Consider the following 18968-nt stretch of genomic DNA (forward strand, 5'->3'; position numbering starts at 1 on the left):
GAGTGGCCCGCCGCCCTGGCCCGGGCCCTGGCCACGGGCAAAGCCGAGGTGCTCACGCCCCACCCCGCAGCGCACCGCCCCCGGGGCCCGCTACTGGCAGGCCACGCTCCAGGCCCTGCCCCGCGTACCGCCGCTCGCCCCCCGGCCTGCTCCTAGGCCTGCTCGACGTGACCGATGCGCTGCACCCCGCCGACCCCCACTCGCTGCACAGCCAAACCCGCCTGCGCATTTTTGCCGAGCACCTGCCCCAGCAAATGTGGACGGCCAACGCCAACGGCCAGCTGGAGTTTATGAATGCGCGCACCGCCGAGTTTTTGGGCGAAGACGTGGCCGGCCGCCGGGGCCCCAACGACTGGCGGCGCGCCGTGCACCCCGACGACCAGGAAGGGGCCCTGGCCCGCTGGGAGCAGGCCGTGGCCCAAGCCACCCCGTTTGAGGCGGAGCTGCGCCTGCTGCGCCACGACGGCACCTACCGCTGGGTGCTGGTGCAGGCCGAGCCTGCCCGCGACGCCCAGGGCCACGTGCTGCGCTGGTACGGCACCAATACCGACATCCACCCGCTGCGCACCCTCACCCGCCAGCTGGTGCGCCGCGAACAGGAGTTTCGCTTCCTCGTCGAAAGCCTGCCGCACCTGGTCTGGGCCGCCACCGCCAACGGCCGCCTCACCTTCGTGAACCAGCATTGGGTGGACTACACCGGCCTGCCCTTGGACCAGGCCCAGGACGGCTGGGCCCAGCTTTTGCTACCCGAAGACCGCCCCGCCGCCGTGCAGGACATGGCCACGCACTGGGCCAGCGGCCGCCCCTTCGAGCTGCTCACCCGCCTGCGCGCGGCCCGCACCGGCGAGTACCGTTGGTTTGTGCACCGCGGCCAGCCGCTCTACGATGCCCGGGGCCAGTTTGTGCGCTGGTACGGCACCAGCACCGACGTGAACGACGCCGTGCGCACCCAGGAATTGCTGGAGGAGCAGAACCAGCGCCTGACCCGCGCCAACCAGGACTTCGACAACTTCGTGTACGCCGCCAGCCACGACCTCAAGCAGCCCATCAACAACATGGCGGGCATTTTTGAGGAGCTGGTCCGCACGGCCCACTTCCGCGACCCCGAGGCCGGGCAGCTCACGGCCTACTTCGATCGGGCCCTGACCCAGATTTACGGCACCATCGACGACCTCACGGCCGTGGTGCAGCTCCAGCGCCCCCAGCCGGCCCCGGCCGAGGCCGTGGAGCTGGCCCCGCTGGTGCAAGGCATTGTGCACAGCGTACAAAACCAGGTGACGCGCCTGCGGGCCGATATTGCCCTCGACGTGGCGCGCTGCCCCACCGTGCTCTACGTGCGCGCCCACTTGCAAAGCCTGCTCTTCAACCTGCTCAGCAACGCCCTGAAGTACGCCGCCCCCGGCCGGCCGCCCCGCATTACGGTGCGGGCCGTGCCCGACGCTGAGACCGACCGCCCCGTGCTCACGGTGCAGGACAATGGCCTGGGCATCGACCTCGACCGGTTTGGGCCCCAGCTGTTCCAGCAGTTTGCCCGCTTCCACGCCCACGTCGACGGCACGGGCATGGGCCTCTACCTCGTCAATCGCATCGTGGAAAGCCACGGCGGCCGCCTCGAAGTAGCCAGCGTAGTGGACGCCGGCACCACGTTCACGTTGTATCTATAAGTGGGCCTTCGGCTGATGGCGGTTAGTTAGGGTCCCGGGGGTAGCTGGGGCCCTAAAAGGTCGTCATATAGCGCGCAGCGAAGCATGACGGCCTTTCGGGGCCCTAAACTGTTTAGGTCTTACGAACTTTTAGCCCCGGAGGAGCGGCCCATTGGTGGTAAAGCATTGTAAAAGAGCAATAAAGCCCCAGCGGGGCGCCCCATTAGCATAGCGGCCATTTGTACCGCCCCGCTGGGGCTTTGTTGCTATCAATCCCGATATTACTACCGACGGGCCGCCCCTCCGGGGCTAAAAATGCGTAAGTCCTACTGTTAATAGCCAGAAGCTAACCGCAATCAGCCAGTAGCCACCAGCAAAAGCCATCAGCCAACAGAATGCTTGCTTCCAAACTGCCCGATGTAGGCACCAGCATCTTCACCCGCATGACCCTGCTGGCCCAGGAAACCGGGGCCCTCAACCTGGCCCAGGGCTTCCCCGACTACGCCCCGCCGCAGGCCCTGCGCGAGGCCCTGGCCCGCCACGCCCTCTCGCCCGACGGCCACCAGTACGCGCCCATGCCGGGGCTGCCGCGGCTGCGGGCGGCCATTACCGCGCAGGTGTGCCGCCTGCGCCCGGGGGCCCTGGCGCCCGACCCCGACGCGGAAATCACCGTCACGGCCGGGGCCACGGAGGCGCTGTACGCGGTGCTGGCGGCCGTGGTGCGGCCCGGCGACGAAGTGCTGATGTTCGAGCCGGCCTACGATTTGTACGGGCCGGCCATCCGGCTGCAAGGGGGCGTGCCGCGCTACGTGCGCCTGCCCGCGCCCAGCTTCCGGCCCGATTGGGACGCGGTGCGGGCGGCATTTTCGGCGCGCACCCGGCTGGTGCTCGTGAATTCGCCCCACAACCCCAGCGGGGCCGTGTTTTCGGCCGAAGACTGGGATGCGCTGGCCGACCTGGTGGACGGCACCGACGCGCTGGTGCTCAGCGACGAAGTATACGAGCACCTGGTGTTCGACGGGGCCCCGGCGCGGAGCGCACGGCAGCACCCGGGCCTGCGCGGGCGCAGCTTCGTGCTCTCGTCGTTTGGCAAAACCTACCACGCCACCGGCTGGAAGGTGGGCTACTGCGTGGCCCCGCCGGCCCTCACCCGCGAGCTGCGCCGGGTGCACCAGTTCGTCACGTTCAGCGTGAGCACGCCCACCCAACTGGCCCTGGCCGACGCGCTGGAATCCGACGTCACCGATGAACACGCCCGCGGCTTGGCCGGCTTCTACCAGGCCAAGCGCGACTTGTTCCGGGGCTTGCTGGCCGGCACCGGGTGGGAGCTGCTGGCCGTGCCGGGCGGCTACTTCCAGCTGGCGGGCTACGCGGCATTTTCCGGGGCCCCCGACGCGGAATTTGCCGAGGAGCTAGCCCGGCGCTGGGGCGTGGCCGTGGTGCCAGTATCGGCGTTTTACCACGACGGCTACGACCCGGGTCTGGTGCGCTTTTGCTTCGCCAAAGAGGCGCCTACGCTGGAGGCGGCGGCCGAGCGGCTGCGGCGGGGGCCGGGTTAGGGGCCCTGGGGGGGGAACCTCAAGAGACCCCCACGGGGCGGGCCCCTCTCCTGCGGAGAGGGGTGCGTTCAAATTGCCAATTCAACGATTCAGGTATTGGCACCCCTCTCCGCAGGAGAGGGGCCGGGGGTGAGGTTGCCCCGTTGTGCATTTACCCCCGCACCGCCGCGGCCGCGCGGAGCGGCGCCGGCTTCTTGGCCTTGTGGCGGCGGCCCCACCACAGCAGCGTGCCGGTGACGGGCAGGCTGGCCAAAATCAGGCTGATGAGGAAGGCCACGATTTTGCCGCCCAGGCCCAGGAGTTGGCCGGTGTGCAGGTCGTAGTTCAGGTCGCCGAGCTTCTTGCCAGGGCTTTTGGCAGCGTGGGGCAGGGCCCCCAGCAGCTGGCCCGACACGGGGTGGAAGTAGTACTCGTCGCGGTGGTAGTAGTGCAGGGCCTTTTGGTAGGTGAGGCAGTACAGGGGTTGCTTGGGGTCGGTGGCCGGCCCGATCATCACCATGTCGGCGGTGGGCGATTGCCGGCGCACCTGCGCGTAGGCCACGTCGGCCAGCGGCTGGGCGGGGGCCCTGGCCGCAGCCAGCGTGGCCACGGCGGGCGGGACTTCTTCCTGGGGGTAATGGCGGCCGGCGTTGGCCACAGTGCTGGCCGCTTGCAGCCACGAGCCGAAGCTCATAAACAGGCCGGTGAGGGCGATGACGAACGCGCCCGCTGCCACGTAGAAGCCCAGCACTTGGTGCAAGTCGTAGTTCAGGCGGCGCCACTTGCTGCCCCACTTGATGGTGAAGCGCTGCTTGCGCTCCTGCCGGCGCTTGGGCCACCACAGCACCAGGCCGGTGCCCAGCATCACCAGGAAAATGGCGACGGCCACGCCCACCACCCACTCGCCCACCGCCACCGGCAGCAGCAAGTACATGTGCAGGGCCTGCACGATGCTGAAGAAGTCGGTGGCCAGATTTTGCTCGTGCAGCACCTGGCCGGTGTAGGGGTTTAGCGAGGCCAGATAGCTGCCCCCGGCCGGGTCGGAGAAATACACCGTAGTCGAGCGGCCCGGCCCGTAATATGTGGTGTAGCTCGGCACGGCGCCGGGGTGCTGCGCCACGGTGGCCGCGTGCAGGCGCGAGGGCGGCAGCGGGGCCCCGTGGGCCGGGGCGGCCACCAGCCGCCAGGGCTCAACGGCATCGCGGATTTCGTCCTGGAAGGTAAAAATAGCTCCCGTCAAACTCACCACGAACACCACCAGCCCCGAGCCGAGGCCCAGCCACAAGTGAAGTTTACCGATGGCTTGCTTGAGGGTCATATTGAGGAGATGTGATGAGTTGCTGGGGCCCTAAGGCCGTGGATTATCAAGCGAAACGAAGAACATCATGCAGAGCGCAGCGAAACATCTTTCCTTCGCCAGTAATCAGGATTAATTACACGGGAAAGATGCTTCGCTGCGCTCTGCATGACGTTCTTTCAGCACAACGTTCCTCAGATGAATTTGTAGCCGTTTAAAACTTGAACGCTACCGAGCCGATAATGCTGCGCAGCTTCTGCGGGTTCATCGAGCCGTAGCCAATCCAGTAATGCTGGTCAGTGAGGTTGTCCATCTTCACGGAGAAGCGGTAGCGCGGCTGGTCGAAGAAGGCGCTGGCGTTCAATACCACGTAGCTGGGCAGCGTGAACTGGCCGGCGTTGGCGTCGTTCACCACCATATTGTCGCTGGCGTAGTTGCCGCCGGCGCCCAGGCCCAGGCCCTTGAGGGGCCCCATGGGCAGGCGGTAGCTCACCCACAGGTTAGCCAGGGTGGGCGAGCCGGCGGTGCTGGGGCGGCGGCCCTGGGTGGCGGGCCCGTCGTTGGTCAGCTCGGCGTGGTTGTAGGCGAAGCCGGCCACCACGTTGAGGCCCGGCAAGGGGTTGATGACCACGTCGGCTTCCACGCCGCGGCTCACCTGCTCGCCGCTCTGTACCTGGGCAAACAGGGCCGCGCCGCGGGGGTCGGTGTCGGTGCGCAGCACGTTCTGCACGCGGATGTCGTACACGCTCAGCGTGGCCGTGAAGCGGCCGCCGAGGCGGTCAAATTTCACGCCGGCCTCCACCTGGTTGGCGTGCTCGAGCTTGGCCGTGATGGGCGCGGTGAGGGCGTTGGCGGCGGCGTCGTAGCCGAAGTAGGTGCCCCGGTTGGCGAAGGAATTCTGGTAGTTGGCGAACACCGACAGTTGCGCGGGCACCAGCTGGTACACGGCCCCGAACTTGGGCGAGGCCGCCGTTTGGTTGAAGCCGGCGTTGGCCCCGTCGGCGCCCTTGTTGGCGAAGCGGTCCACGCGCACGGCGGCCAGCACGCTGAGGCGGTCGGTCAGGTTCAGCACGTCCGAGAGGAAGGCGCTGTAGGTGTTGGTCTCGTTGAAAACCGGGTACGTGTAGCCGGGGGGCCCGGCGTTGTAGAGCCGCGTCATGTTGGCCCCGTTGAAGGACCCGTAATCATAAGTAGCCGAGTTGATGGGCACCTTGGCGTAGGTGCTGCCGAAGAAAAACTGGTCGTTGCGCACGTGCAAAAAGTCGAAGCCCAGCACCACGCGGTTGCGCAGGCGGCCCAGCTGGAAGTCGCCGTTGAAGAGCTGCTGCACTTGCAGCAGGCGGCCGCGGCTGTCGCGGGTCGATTGGTCGGACTGAAGCAGCGAATCCTGGCCGATGCCCCGGCCGTTGCCCAAGATGCCAATGTAGGGCCCGAAGCCGTCGGAATAGCTGCTGATGGAGGCGAAGTTGGTGGACGAGCGCAGGGTGGGCGAAAGCTGGTAGTTCACCTGCCCAAACAGGTTGGTGGCCCGGCTGGCCGTCCACAGCCCCGGGCCGCTGTAGGCCTTGCGGTAGTCGATGGGGGCCTGGTCGGCCCGGTCGAAGCCCAGCTGGCTGATAGCAGAATTGGGGAAGAAGAAGGTGCGCCCGGTGGCCGTGTTGCGCTGAAACTCGCCGTCGAGCGTGATGCTCAGCTTGTCATTCGGCCGGATGGTGAGGGTGGGGGCCAGCGCGTAGGTGCGGCTGAAGCCCACGTCCTGGAAGCTGCCTTCGTAGTTCCAGGCCCCGTTCACCCGGAAGAGGACGGTTTTGGCGGGGTTCAGGGGCGTGTTCACGTCCACGGCCACGCGGTTGAAGTTGTAGCTGCCGGCTGAGTAGTTCACCTCGCCCCCGAACTTGTCGTAGGCCTTCTTGGTGACGCGGTTCAGCAGGCCGCCGTAGGAGGTGAGGGCGCTGCCGTAGAGCGTGCCCGAGGGCCCCTTGATGACTTCGAGCTTTTCGAGGTTGGCCGCGTCAATGGTGGTGGCCACGTTGCCCACCAGGCCGTTGCGCAGCTGGCTCTGCGTCACGAAGCCGCGCATGGTGTAGTAGCTGCCGCCGTCGCCGGCGCGGCCCGTCGATTCCCACATGCGCTGGATGCCGGGCACGTTGCGGGTGGCGTCGTCGGCCGTGAAGACCAGCTGCTCGGTCAGCAGCTCCTTGGTCACGGTGCTATACACCTGCGGGTTCTCCACGTTCTTGAGCGGCATCTTGGCCACGTCGTCGCTGTTGGTGCGGCTGAACTTGTTGGTGCGGCCCGCGCTCACCACCACTTCCTGGAGCTGCTGGGCGCTTTCGGCCAGCGCAAAATCGACGGACGCCGCCGACTGCCCGGGGCCCAAGGTCACGGTTTTCTCCTCGGCCTTCAGGCCCACGGCCGAAATGACCAGCGTGTAGCTGCCGGGCCGCAGGTGGTCGAGCACGTACTCGCCTTGGGCGTTGGTAATGGCCCCCTGGCCGCGGCCCTTCAGGCCCACCGTCACGGCCTGCGCGGGCTGGCCGTCGGAGGTGGTAACGCGGCCCCGAATGGCGGCCGCTTGCTGCGCCTGGGCGGTGAAGGCGGACCCGGCAAATGCGGTAGCCAAGCCCAGGAGTCGAAGATTTTGCAAAACGTAGCTCTTTAGAATTAATCCAGATTTGACACAAAGGAACGCAACGAATTCCTTATTTAGAATTAATCCACACAATAAAGTTGCTAACGTTGGCTACTCCCGGGGCCCTGGGGCCCCCAACGCCGCCGCCCGACAAGGCCGTGGGGCCCCAGGACCGTCATTGCCGGGCGGCTCAGTAGGCTGAAGTTGGCAGACGTAGGCCCAAGCGAAGCCAGCGGGGCTCGGGACAATGAAGCAACCCTATCCACACCGAACGTATAGTACCGCGCTACCCCGCAGCAACTTGCATGGGCGATAGCCGCGGCTGCGGGCGAGCTACTTGGCTGGCGGGCGCTGGCTGGGGCGCCGCCACCGGTGCCCCGCCCCAGCGCCGCACGGCTCGCGCGCCCAGCAACTGGCCCAGCACCTGGCCCTGCTGAATAGCGTCGAGGAAGTGAATGCCGCCGTAGAGCCGCGAAATGGCCGCTTCCTCCGCTGCATGCCGGAAGGAGGGGAAGCGCCGGGGTTTGAGGCCAAACTCGTGCTCGGTGGTATCGGTGTAGGCGTAGGCGGGGCCAAAATAATGGCTCAGCACCTCGGCCGCCGCCGTCGAGATAATGGAGTGCCCGCTCACGTATTCCGGGAAGGGCGGCGTCTGGAGCAGGGGGGCCCACTGCGGGTTGAGGTAGCGGCGGATGGCCGTTTCGGGCCGGATGCGGTTGCTGCGGTACTTCTCCTGCCAGCAGCAGCGGAAGGCATCGGCCACGGCCAGGGCCACCACGGTTTGCACTTGCAGGGCTTGCCCGAAGGGCACGTGGCTTTGCCGGCAGGCGATGCCCGCAATTTTCATCCAGTGGGCCCCCGGCGACATCTTCTTCAGGCCTACCTGTAGGTGGCCTTGGTCGCGCACGGCGAAGGGGTTGCAGTCCCAAAAGGCCGCCACCTGGCGCTGCGCGGCCGTGAGCGAGTCGCCGGTCTGGCGCACCTGCTGCATCAGCTGGTAGAAGCCCGAACCGGGCAGGGGGTCGAAGGCCACGGGGGGCTGGGCCCGCAATTCGGCGGCCGAATCGGGCAGGAACGGCCGCAGCGTGCCAAAGTAGGGCTCAACCGGGGGCAGAAACGCCGGCGGCGTGGGGTACCAGTAGCCGGGGCCCGTGGTGGGCGTGTAGCGGGGCCGGTCGCTGATGCGGTAGTAGCCGTCTTGCTTGGCGTACTTCACCACGGCCAGCGCCACCTGCTGCGCGTACTGCTCCGAGGCCGCCGCCACGTCGTCGGGCATCCCCTTGGCCCGGCATTCGGCCACCAGTTGCTGCGCGACAAGGACCAGCTGGCTGCCCGAGGGCTGGAGCTTGCCCGCCGTTTTGAGCACGGCCAGCACGGCGGCCAGCCGGGGCGAGTAGCCCGCCGCCAGGGGCTTGGGGGCTACGAACGGCTCGTGCAGCCGGGGCCCCAGCGCGGGGGCGGCTGGGTCGGTTTGGGCCAGCACTTCGTAGCCGGCCAGCGTGGCGTAGGCAAAGAAGCGGGCGGCCAGCGGCGGGTTGGTCACGTCGTGCAGCATCAGCTCGTTCATCTGGTCCACCGCCCACCCGATGCGGTCGGCCCCGGGCTCGTACTCCGAAGCCGCCGGCCGCCGGCACGACTGCCCCAGGCCGAGCACCAGCAGTAAAGCAAAGAGGGCGATGCGCTTCATATTAAAGGATAACGAACGGCGGAATGACGGCTGGGGCAACCTTCGAAAAGGCGCTCTTTATCAGCGCGTTCAGGGCGGGGGCCCTAGAGCAGTTTCGGCGTCAGTGTACACAGCAGCGGGCAGTAGCGCGAACTTTGTAGTTCGCGTCGCTGAACGGTGACTGGTAGGACGAAGCGAAAGCCGCGAACTACAAAGTTCGCGCTACTAGCTAATGAGTCTGAAACTGCCCTAAATCGGATTTGCGTGTCCTACTGAGGGGTTTTGCGTGCCTTGGCCGTTTGAATGTCCCGGGTTACTTCGGCGCGGTAGCGGTCGAAGGTATCATCGGCGAAGGTGATGGTTGGAATCGGGCGCTGGTCCGCCGTCACGGGGCGGTAGGTGCCGAAGCCGGCCTCGTGGACGCCCGTGCTGCCCCGGCCCGGGGCGGCTCGGCTGAGGTGGGAGTAGGCGTCGGCGTAGGTGTAATAGCCGGCTGGGTACTGGGCATAGCGCGGCACCTGCGACATCGGAATGAAGCCCAGCAGCGCATCGTAGTGCATTTCGGCAATGGGCACCACGCCCGGCTGGCGCTGCGCCAGGTCGGCCACCAAGGTGCGCATGCCCTCGTACATGTCGGCCTTGGGGTTGTTTTCCCAGAGCCCGGCAATGTCGAGGAAGTAAGAATCGACGTGGTAGGTGCTGATGGTTTCGGCGATGCGGTCGCGCAGGAAATTGCGCCACGAGGCCACGCCCACGTTCATCACCGGCATCAGGCCGTCGCCGTGCCGGTCGTTGTCCCAGTCCACCCAGTTCAGGTCCCAGTTGTCCCCGTCGATGTGCTGGGTGGCCGCGTCGGCAAACTGCTTGTATACCGGCCAATCCCGGTTGGCCGCGTTGGTGCCGAACATGGCCGAGAAGTGGAAGCCCAGCTTGTGGCCCTCGTCGATGAGCTGCTTAAAGCCCTTATCGCCGCCCATGCGCGGGTCGGCCTGGTAGAGCGGGTAGTTCCAGTAATAGCGCCCGTCCCAGCCGGGCAGGAACACGAGCACGTTTTTAGGGTCAATCTGAGTGGCCACCCAGCGCAAAATGGTGAGCTGCTTGGCGTAGTTATTGAAAATGTAGCCCGTCCAGTGCGCGCCGTGCAAGGCCACCACCAGCTTGGTTTGGCGCAGCCAGGCCGGCACGTCGGGGCGGCTGGCGTAGGCGGGCAGCCGGTAGGCTTGAGCCACGTGTTCGAAGTGGGGCTTGGCCACGGCCTCGTACGTGGGCGCGGCCCCAATGTGCCACAGGCAGCTTTGTATCTGCGCGCGCCGGTCCCAGCCTGCCTGCTCCGAAATTAGCTCCACCCGGTAGCCGTCGGGGCCCGGCTGAAAGAAGTAGCGCGCCGGGCGCACCTCCGTTTGCCGGGCCGAAAGTCCGAAAAAGCGCCCATCGGCCTGCTTAATGACCACGAGCGGGGTGGCCAGTTGGCCAAACAGCTGCGGGTACTCGAAGGTCTGCTCGTCGTCGTGCGGGTCGAAGAAATTCTCAGCCGCCAGCGACAGCTGCCCGCGCGGAATGCCCCGCACCACCGTGCTGATGGACTTCACGGGCCGGTCCATGCGGGCCGATACGCGCCACTCCACGCTGCCGTCGGCGTTGCGCTGCAAGTCGGCCGTAAGCTCCCCGGCGATTTTTTCCTGGCCGCCCGCCCACGTAAAGCCCTGGCAGTGGTAGCGCAGGTGGTCGGCCGTGCGCTCCAGCTTGGTGCGGGCCGGGTCGATGGCATAAGCATTTTCAAAGGTCTGCACCCGAAAGCTGAACTGCAGGCCCGCGAACTCGGCCGCGGGCTCCGGCCAGTTGAAGCTAAACTTCATGGCTCCACCGCCTTTGGCCGGGGTGTACACCCCGTCAGTCGAGTTAAGCAGCAGCAAGCCGTTTTGCGTTTGGGGCTGGGCCGGGCGGGCCATTGGGGCCCCGGGCGGGCGGGCCGTTTGGGCCTGCGCCGCCGGTAGCCAGAGCACGCCTAGCGCCAGGGCCCAGCAGCCTGATTTTAGGTGATTTAGCACGGACTATTGGGAAAAGTGTGCACGGGTGAGTAGTTATTTTTTAGCGTTTTTGCAGGTGTATGCTTGCAAGGCCTGGCCGCTGCGGCCCACCAGCAGCACCGGCCCCACCTGGGCAAAGCTGCGGATGTCGCCCCGCACCCGCAGGCCGGCCTGGGCCGGGGACACGGCCGCGAAGTGGCCCCGGCCGTCGCCGCGCAGCAGCAGGCCGTAGCCCGCGTCGGCGTTGCCAAAGCGCACGCGGCTGTGGCTGGCGTTGCCGCCCAGCAGCAAGTCCTGGTGGCCATCGGCGTCGTAGTCCAGCGCAGCCAGCGCGTACACTGGCGTGTACTGGGCCTCAATGGGCAAGGGCACCAACTGGTACTTGGCCTGCGGGGTGCTGATAAAACAGCTGGTTTGCAGGCAGGTAGCCCGCAGGGTTTTAGCCCCTTGCAATTCTTCCTTGCTGAAAATGTCGGTGAGCCCGGCCCCAGCGTAGCTCGCGTAGTCGGGGAAGCGGGCGCGAGTCATGCTCACCTGGTCCAGCAGCTCATCGCGCGACACGTAGGGGTAGCTCTTGCCCTGGTTGTAAAGGCACAGAATCGGGTCCACGGCGCCGTTGTCGTCGAAGTCTTTGTACACCAGCTCAGCCGGCTCGCGGGCACTGGCGCGGCATTGGGTATTTAGGCCCGCGTTGCCCACCACAAAATCGGGCTTGCCGTCGCCGTTCAGGTCCTTCACCAGCAAGGTGTTCCACCAGCCCGCGAGCGGGCCGGGCAGGTAGTCGGCGGTGCGCTCGGCCAGGGCCGTGCCCTGGTTGAGCCACACCTGCACCGGCAGCCACTCGCCCACGGTCACGAGGTCGGGCCGGTGGTCGCCGTTCAGGTCCACCCAGGCGGCATCGGTCACCATGCCCAGCTGGTGAAGGGCGGGGGCCCAACGGGCCGTTTGGTCGGTGAAGCGGGCGTGGCCGTCGTTGAGCAGCAGGTAGCTGGTGGGGGCCTCGGGGTAGCGGCCGGGCACCACGCGCCCGCCCACGAACAGGTCGGGGTGGCCGTCGCCGTTCACGTCGGCCACCCGCACGCAGCCGGTGCTGGTGGGCATGAAGGGCAGGCTGGTGGGGCTCAGGCCAAAATTGCCCCGCCCGTCGTTGAGGTAAAGGCGGTCCAGCAGCAGCGGGTCGGCGGGCAGAAAATTGTCGTAGCCGCCGCTGCCCACGTACAGGTCCTGGTCGCCGTCGCCGTCGGCATCGAAAAATGCGGCGGCCGTATCCTCGGGTAGCCTATCGGCGGCCAGCGCCGGCTCGTATAGCTCGGCAAACTGGCCGTGGGGCCCCTGCGCGAACATCCGTCCCGGGTAGCCCGCCGCCCCGCCCACGAACATATCGGGCCGGCCGTCGCCGTTCACGTCCGCGTGGGCCAGGCAGGGGCCGCTGTACGATAAGCTATTCACCAGCAAAGGCTGGCGCTTGAAGTCGTTCACGTCGTCCTCCGGGGTGGTGGCCGGCACGGGCGAGGGCACCGCCGCAAACACCGGGGCCGGGGCGGCCCGCCCCGCGGGCAGTGGGGCCCCACTCGCCGCCTCGCGCAGTACCAGCACGCCGCTGGCCGGTACTTGCGTCACCACTTGCTGCCGGCCCCCCGGCCATTCTACCCGCACCGAATCGGGGCCCCCGCCGGTCCCCAGCCCAAAGTGCAGCACCGGCGACACGCTCGACTCGTAGCCCCGGCTCACCAGTTCCTCCTGCACCTGGCGGGTGCCGGTGCGGTACACCGTCACGCGGGCCCCGATGCCCAAGCGGTTTTGCCCGGCGCCTTCAAGGCGTACAGCCAACATTTTGTTTTTCAGCAGCTTGCTGGCGCGGTTCTCGTACAGGAAAGCCGGGCCGTTGAGGTTGTTCACCACCACGTCCAGGTCGCCGTCGTTGTCGAGGTCGGCGTAGGCGGCGCCGTTGCCGTTGGCGGGCGTGGTGATGCCCCAGGCCGCGCTCACGTCGGCAAACCGGGCCCCGCCTTGGTTGCGGAAGGCATAGCCCGTCACGTTGGAGGACGGCATCTTGCGCACCAGCTCCAGCAGGGTTTGGCGCTGCACGTCGCCCTGGCGGTCGTGCAGGAAGTCGCCCATGTACTTGAGAAAATCCAGGTTGGTGTAGTCGTGCAGGAAGCCGTTGGTCACGAACAAGTCCTTCCAGCCATCGTTGTCGTAGTCGGCCAGCAGGGGGGCCCAGCTCCAGTCGGTGTTCGAGATGCCCGCCAGCTGCCCCACCTCGCTGAAGGTGCCGTCGCCGTTGTTGAGCTGGAGCATGTTACGCATGTACTGCGGGTGCAGACCGGCCTGCTCGCGCACCCGAAACAGCTCGAAGTTGTCGCTGGCAAACAGCAGCTTCTGCCGGCGGTTGTCGGCGGGCAACATGTCCAGCGTCACCAGGTCGGGGGTGCCGTCGTTGTTGATGTCGGCCGCGTCGTTGCCCATCGACGAAAGCGATGTGTGCCCCATCTGCTCGCCCAGCCGGTCGGTAAACGTGCCGTTCCGGTTGTTGAGGTACAGGTAATCCGGGGCCAGGTAGTCGCTCGAAACGTAAATGTCGGGCCAGCCGTCGTGGTTAAAATCGGCCACCGACGCGCCCAGCCCGAACGAGAGGCGCGTGTTGAGCAGGCCCGCTGCCGTGGCCACCTCACGGTAGTGGGGCAGGGCCCCGGCGGTGCTGCCCTCGTTCTGGTAAAGCTTGAGGCCCGTCAGCGGGTCGGGCGTGGCCAGCAGCTGCTTGATGTAGGAGTCGTCCAGGCTCTCAAAGCGTCGCGGGCTGTGGTTGAGCAGCAGCATGTCGAGGTCCTGGTCGTGGTCGTAATCGAAAAAGACGGCCTGCGTGCTGAAGGCCGAATCGGCCAGCCCGCAGGCGGCGGCCTGCTCCCGAAAGCGCGGCATGCCCTGGCCGTCGGGGCCCTGGTTCACAAACAGTTGGTTCTGGCGCTGGGGCCCCGGCCGGTCACCCGAGCGGCACACGTACATGTCGAGGCGCCCATCGGCGTTGATGTCCACCATCGTCACGCCCGTTTTCCACCCCTCAGGCAGGCCCACGCCCGCGGCCTGGGTCACGTCCTCGAAGCGCAGCTGGCCCCGGTTCAGGTACAGCTTGTTGCTGCCCTTGTTGGCGGTAAAATAGAGGTCGTCCAGGCCGTCGTTGTTCACGTCGCCCAGGGCCACGCCGCCGCCGTTGTAGGTATATTCGTACACCAGCACGTTGGTCAACTCATCCTCGGCCAGGTCGTTGCGAAAGGTGACGTGGCTCTGCGCCGGGGGCACCAGCTGAAACAGCGCGTTGGGATTAGGGCCCCCGGTGGCCTTCTTATCCTGGCAAGCCGCCGCCAGCAGCAGCGCCCAGCCGAGGCCGATGGCAACCCAACGCTTGGAGAGTAAAAACATCAAATGTAAAGTTGGGGCAATGGGAACAGCGCGCGCCAGGCGTGGAGCCCCACGCGCCTAAAAAAAGAAAGGGAGCCTTTCGCTAAAGACTCCCTTTCCTGCGGCAAAAATGCTTAGTAGCCAGGGTTTTGCTTGAGGTTGGCGTTGGTGTTCAGCACGTTCTGCGGGATTGGCATCAGCGTGCGGTAGTCGCCGTTGGGTGTGTGCGAAAGCCACGATTTCTTGGTGAATACCCCAAAGCGAATCATGTCCTGGCGGCGGTGGCCCTCAGCGGTGAATTCCCAGCCCAGCTCGTCCAGCATGCGGCCGTACTGAATGTCAGCCCCGCCCTGCACGGGGCTCACCACGTTGTTGGCGGCCGGGCCGTAGGGGTAGTTGCTGCCTTGGGCCAAGTCGGTGGCCGTCACGGTAGCCAGGGTCGGGTTGGCCGTGAAGTTGCGCTGGCGCACCTGGGTCACGAGCACGGCGGCCTGCGCCGCCTGGCCCGTGCGCAGCAGCGCCTCCGCCTTCATCAGCAGGATGTCGGCGTAGCGGAAGAGCGGAAAGTCATTGCTCAGGTCCTGCAACACGCCTTGCTTAATCTCAAACTTGCCCACCCGGAAACCATCGTCCTCGGTGCCAAAAATGACGCTGGAGAGCGTGTTGGTGAAGGCCAGCGGCTGGCCGGCAGTAGCGCCGAACACGCCCACCAGCGGCGTGCCCCCCGAAGTGTACTGCTGGCCCTGGATCCAGTTGGTTTTCAGGCGCCCATCGGCAGGGTTGTAGGAGTTGATGAACTGCGGAATGGCGCAGATGCCCCCGCCCCACATGCTGGCCTGCCCGTTGTAGGTCTGCTGGTTCTGGGGTTGCAGCGTCTGCATGTGAATGCGGAAGCCCGTGGCGTACACCTCATCGAAGGGAATGGCAAACACGATTTCCTTCGAGCCTTCGTTCACTGTTTTGAACACGTTGGCCTGCACGGGCTCCAGCTGAAAGCTATTGGAGTTGATGACGGCGTCGCAGGCGGCAATGCAGTTGGCCCAGTCGGCCTGCCCGGTGTACACGCCGGCGTTGAGGTACACCTTGGCCAGCAGGGCCTCGGCCGCCCACTTATTGTTGAAGCGGCCGTAGGTCGTGGCGTCCACGGTGGTTGCGAGCTGCGGCAGCGACTCCGTTATTTCCTTCACCACAAAGGCGTACACTTGGGCGCGGGTGCTCTGGGTGGGCAAGAAGCCCGCCGGCACGTCGAACTTGTCCACGATGGGCACGTTGCCGAACAGGTCGCACAGCATGTAGTAGTACGAGGCCCGCAGCACGCGCAGCTCGGCGATGAGCTGTTCCTTGCCCGTGGTCAGCGGAATCTGGCCCTGCTCCACCTGGTAGAGCACGCGGTTGCAGTTGGTAATGCCGCCGAAGGCCTCGCCCCAGGTGTAGCCGGGGGTGGGGTCGAGGGCCGTCCAGGTGTGCTGGTGCAGGCGGCGGTACGAGCCGTCGTCCACCCAGCCGTTGGGGCGGCCGGGGGTCACGGTTTCGTCGGTCGAGGTTTCCTGGATGCGGAACGCCCCGTTGAACTCCAGAAACAGGGTGCGCCAGTTGCCGTAGGCCGGGCCAACCAGCGAGGATAGGTCGCCGGTGGTGGGCGAGAACTGGCTGGCCACAATCTGGTTGTAGCTGGTATCGTCTAGCTTGGTACAGGAGCCAAATAGCCCCAGGCCTGCCACGGCCAACAGGCTTACCTGGGCGGGGGAGAAATACTTTTTCATGCGTGCGAGGGGTGAGGGTTAGAAAGTTACGTTCAGGCCCGCCGTGAAGGTGCGCACCGTGGGGTACTTGTCGCGCTCGTCGATGCCGGGGGACAGGCCCAGGCGGTTCACTTCGGGGTCCAGGCCCTTGTATTTGGTGATGGTCGCGGTGTTCAGCGTCGAAACGTACACCCGCAAGTTCTTCACGTACTTGACGATGTTGGGCTGGAAGTTGTAGCCGAACGTGATGTTGTCAACCTTCCAGTAATCGCCGTTCTCTACGTAGTAGCTGTTAAATTCCAGCGGCATCGTGTTGTTGAGCACGGCCTTGCCGAAGATGGGGTCGTAGGCTGAGCGCAGGCGGTTGTACTGCGTCACGCCGGTGTTCTCGTAGTACATGCGCTGCACGTTCAGGATCTGGAAGCCGAAGGCCCCGCGCATCGTGATGCCCAGGTCGAAGTGCTTGTAGCGGAAGCTGTTGTTCCAGCCGCCGTAGTACTTAGGCAGGCCGTTGCCGAGCACCTGCTTGTCGTCCTCGCTGTGCGTGAACTGGTCGTAAGGCACCGATTGGCCTTCCTTGTTCATGTAAACCCACTTGCCGTCGCTGGTCACGTCCACCACCTTGTAGCCGTAGAAATTGCCCAGCTTCTGGCCCACCTGCACCCGGCTGGTATAGGTCTGGATGGGCTCGCCGGTGTAGCCGGTGTTGAAGAAGTCGTTGGTGAGCTGGTAGAGGTCGTTGTTGAGCGAGAGCAGCGTGTTCTTGTTGGTCGAGAAGTTGAAGGTCGAGGTCCAGGTGAAGTCCTTGGTCTGCACCGGCACCACGTTCAACTGCACTTCCAGGCCCCTATTTTCGAGCGAGCCCACGTTGGCCGTGGTGGTCGGGAACAGGTTGGGCGGCGAGGGCACCTGGTAGTCGTAGAGCAGGCCCAGCGTGCGGCGAATGTAGTAATCCACCGTGCCGTAAACGCGGCCCTTGAAGAAGGAGTAGTCCACGCCCGCGTTGAATTCGTGCTTTTCCTCCCACTTCAAGCTGGGGTTGGGGTTGCTAATGGGAGCCAGCGACTGTACCCAGCGGCCGTTGGCCAGGAAGTAGCCGCCGTAGCCCAGGCGCGACACGCCCAGGAACGAGGAGCCGGGCGCGGTGCCCGTTACGCCGTAGCCCACGCGCAGCTTCAGGTCGTCCAGGAAGCCAGCGCTGGCCAGGAAGTTCTCCTTATTGATGCGCCAGCCCAGCGATACGGCCGGGAAGGTGCCCCAGGGCTGGTTGGCCCCCAAGAAGCGCGAGGAAGCCTCGCGGCGCACGCTGGCCAGCAGCAGGTATTTCTCCTTGTAGTTGTAGGTCAGGCGGCCGAAAAAGCCAATGAGGTTGTAGGAAGTCTTGTCGCTGTATTCGGTGGCCCGGCCGATCTTCAGGGCATTGCCAGTGCCAATGTTGTTATAGGTAAACACATCGGTCGGAAAATCGAAGTTCCGCATGTAGAAGTTCGTGGCCAGATCGTCTTGGTAGCTGTAACCCGCCAGTGCCGAGAAGCGGTGCTCGCCAATGCTGTGGCTGTAGTTGGCCGTGAGCTCGAGCAGCTTATCAATGACTTCCGTAGTGCCCCGCGAGGCATAGCCGTTTAGTCCATCGCGCAGGGTAGAAGGGTGCTGCTTGTTCTCTGAGTAGCCCCGCGTCTGGTCGTAGCGCGTGTTGGAACCCAGCGCTTTGAATTGCAAGTCGTTGATTGGCTCCCACACGATGCTGCCGCTCAGGCGGGTGTTCTGCGACGTATTCAGGCCGTCCGAGTCGTAAAGGCGTGACAGGGGGTTTTCGTAGTTGAAGAGGGAGAACTCTTGCGCGTAAGTACCGTCGGCGTTGTAAATCGGGGCCGTGGGGTTGCGAATAAGCGCCTGCCGGTAGGTGTAGCCATTGAAGCTATTTCCGTCCGAGGTTGAGGTGTACTTGTTGTCGCTGTTCAGGATTCCCAGGTTCAGCTTGACGCGCCCGTCGAACATGTTGTGGTTGATGTCGGCCCGGCCGGTGAAGGTGCGGTTATCCGACTTCTGTAAGATGCCCTCAAGGGCGCGGTAGTTGCCGCTGACCAAGTAATTGGTTTGCGCGTTGCCCCCCCGGAACGTGAGGTTGTGCACGTGGGTCAGCGGGTTCTGGCTGATGACTTTCAGCCAGTCATTGCTGCTTTTTTGGTCGGTAAAGCCCACGCCGTCGGCAATTTTCTGGCGGTACTCGTCGGCCGTTAGTACCTCGGGGCGGCGGGCAATGCGCTGGGTACTCGCGTAGCCGCTGTACTCGATGGTGGGCGTGACGTTGCCTTGGGGCCGGCGGGTGGTGATGAGGATAACCCCGTTGGTGCCCCGCGTACCGTAAATAGCAGCGGCCGAGCCATCCTTCAGCACGTCAACGCTCTGAATGTCTTCCGGGGCCACCGTTTTCAAGTCACCCGGAATACCGTCAATGAGGACCAGGGGCTGGGTATCGGCGTTAAGCGTAGCCGTGCCGCGCAGCACAATCTGGCTGGTCCCCGTAGGGTCGCCGCTGGGCGTCACGACGGTCAGGCCGGCCACCTTGCCTTGGATTAGCTGGCCGGCGTCCTGAGTCGCACCTTTCACGAAACTCTCTTCCTTCACGCTGGCCACCGAGCTAGTGAGGTCGGCCTTGCGCTGGGTGCCGTAGCCCACCACTACTACATCGGCCAGTTGCTTGGTATCGGGTAGCAGCGTGATGTCGATGGTCGAGCGCCCGCCTACGGCTACTTCCTGGGCCTTCGAGCCCACGAAGCTGAACACCAGGGTGGCATCGGTGGCGGCCTTGAGGGAGAAGCGGCCTTCCGCATCGGTTTGGGTGCCCGTGTTGGATCCTTTCACGACCACGTTCACGCCGGGCAGGGCCACGCCCTTCTCGTCCACTACCCGTCCTTTAATGGGGTCAGCAGCCTGTTGCAAACCTGCGGCCAGGCTAGGGATGGGAGCGGTTAGTAGCGGTCCGGAAAGGAAGCCGGCCAGTACTAGCCAGCGAGGAGGGGG

9 protein-coding genes are annotated in these 18968 nt (G+C 65.4%); 2 read left to right on the top strand and 7 right to left on the bottom strand.

Going from position 1 to position 18968, the window contains the following annotated elements; all coding sequences use genetic code 11:
- The first annotated feature begins 167 nt into the window (after positions 1–167).
- Together BEN49_RS02690 and BEN49_RS02695 are read left to right on the top strand one after the other, a co-directional pair.
- Positions 168–1664: a sensor histidine kinase gene (locus BEN49_RS02690; protein ID WP_070740395.1), complete on the top strand. Its 1497-nt coding sequence runs from the start codon at positions 168–170 to the stop codon at positions 1662–1664.
- Between the two features lie 374 nt (positions 1665–2038).
- Entirely contained in the window at positions 2039–3202 is a 1164-nt protein-coding gene (locus BEN49_RS02695) for a methionine aminotransferase (RefSeq protein ID WP_070740398.1), read from the top strand.
- Between the two features lie 151 nt (positions 3203–3353).
- On the opposite strand, the gene BEN49_RS02700 is transcribed toward BEN49_RS02695, so the two are convergent.
- From BEN49_RS02700 to BEN49_RS02730, 7 genes are all read right to left on the bottom strand, one after another.
- Positions 3354–4499: a PepSY-associated TM helix domain-containing protein gene (locus BEN49_RS02700; protein ID WP_070740401.1), complete on the bottom strand. Its 1146-nt coding sequence runs from the start codon at positions 4497–4499 to the stop codon at positions 3354–3356.
- A gap of 193 nt (positions 4500–4692) precedes the next feature.
- The gene (locus BEN49_RS02705) at positions 4693–7101 is read right to left on the bottom strand and encodes a TonB-dependent receptor (RefSeq protein ID WP_239691790.1); all 2409 of its coding nucleotides are present in this window, start codon (positions 7099–7101) and stop codon (positions 4693–4695) included.
- A 295-nt stretch (positions 7102–7396) separates the two neighbouring features.
- Positions 7397–8797, bottom strand: a complete 1401-nt coding sequence (locus BEN49_RS02710) for a vanadium-dependent haloperoxidase (protein ID WP_070740407.1) — start codon at positions 8795–8797, stop codon at positions 7397–7399.
- Positions 8798–9045: 248 nt separating this feature from the next.
- Positions 9046–10824 carry an alpha-amylase family protein gene (locus BEN49_RS02715; RefSeq protein WP_204376035.1) on the bottom strand — a complete coding sequence of 593 codons (1779 nt, stop codon included), beginning with the start codon at positions 10822–10824 and terminating at the stop codon, positions 9046–9048.
- Positions 10825–10857: 33 nt separating this feature from the next.
- Positions 10858–14223, bottom strand: a complete 3366-nt coding sequence (locus BEN49_RS02720) for a VCBS repeat-containing protein (RefSeq protein ID WP_070740410.1) — start codon at positions 14221–14223, stop codon at positions 10858–10860.
- Between the two features lie 113 nt (positions 14224–14336).
- Positions 14337–15965, bottom strand: coding sequence for a RagB/SusD family nutrient uptake outer membrane protein (locus BEN49_RS02725; RefSeq protein WP_070740413.1), 1629 nt, complete (start codon positions 15963–15965; stop codon positions 14337–14339).
- Between the two features lie 18 nt (positions 15966–15983).
- Positions 15984–18887, bottom strand: coding sequence for a SusC/RagA family TonB-linked outer membrane protein (locus BEN49_RS02730; RefSeq protein WP_239691791.1), 2904 nt, complete (start codon positions 18885–18887; stop codon positions 15984–15986).
- Between the last annotated feature and the right edge of the window lie 81 nt (positions 18888–18968).

The sequence above is a fragment of the Hymenobacter coccineus genome, from assembly GCF_001816125.1.
GTDB lineage: Bacteria > Bacteroidota > Bacteroidia > Cytophagales > Hymenobacteraceae > Hymenobacter > Hymenobacter coccineus.

Excerpts from the sequence above, each read along its gene's own strand:
- BEN49_RS02695 (WP_070740398.1), top strand. The coding sequence starts at position 2,039 with ATGCTTGCTTCCAAACTGCCCGATGTAGGCACCAGCATCTTCACCCGC.
- BEN49_RS02700 (WP_070740401.1), bottom strand. The coding sequence starts at position 4,499 with ATGACCCTCAAGCAAGCCATCGGTAAACTTCACTTGTGGCTGGGCCTC.
- BEN49_RS02710 (WP_070740407.1), bottom strand. The coding sequence starts at position 8,797 with ATGAAGCGCATCGCCCTCTTTGCTTTACTGCTGGTGCTCGGCCTGGGG.
- BEN49_RS02720 (WP_070740410.1), bottom strand. The coding sequence starts at position 14,223 with ATGTTTTTACTCTCCAAGCGTTGGGTTGCCATCGGCCTCGGCTGGGCG.
- BEN49_RS02725 (WP_070740413.1), bottom strand. The coding sequence starts at position 15,965 with ATGAAAAAGTATTTCTCCCCCGCCCAGGTAAGCCTGTTGGCCGTGGCA.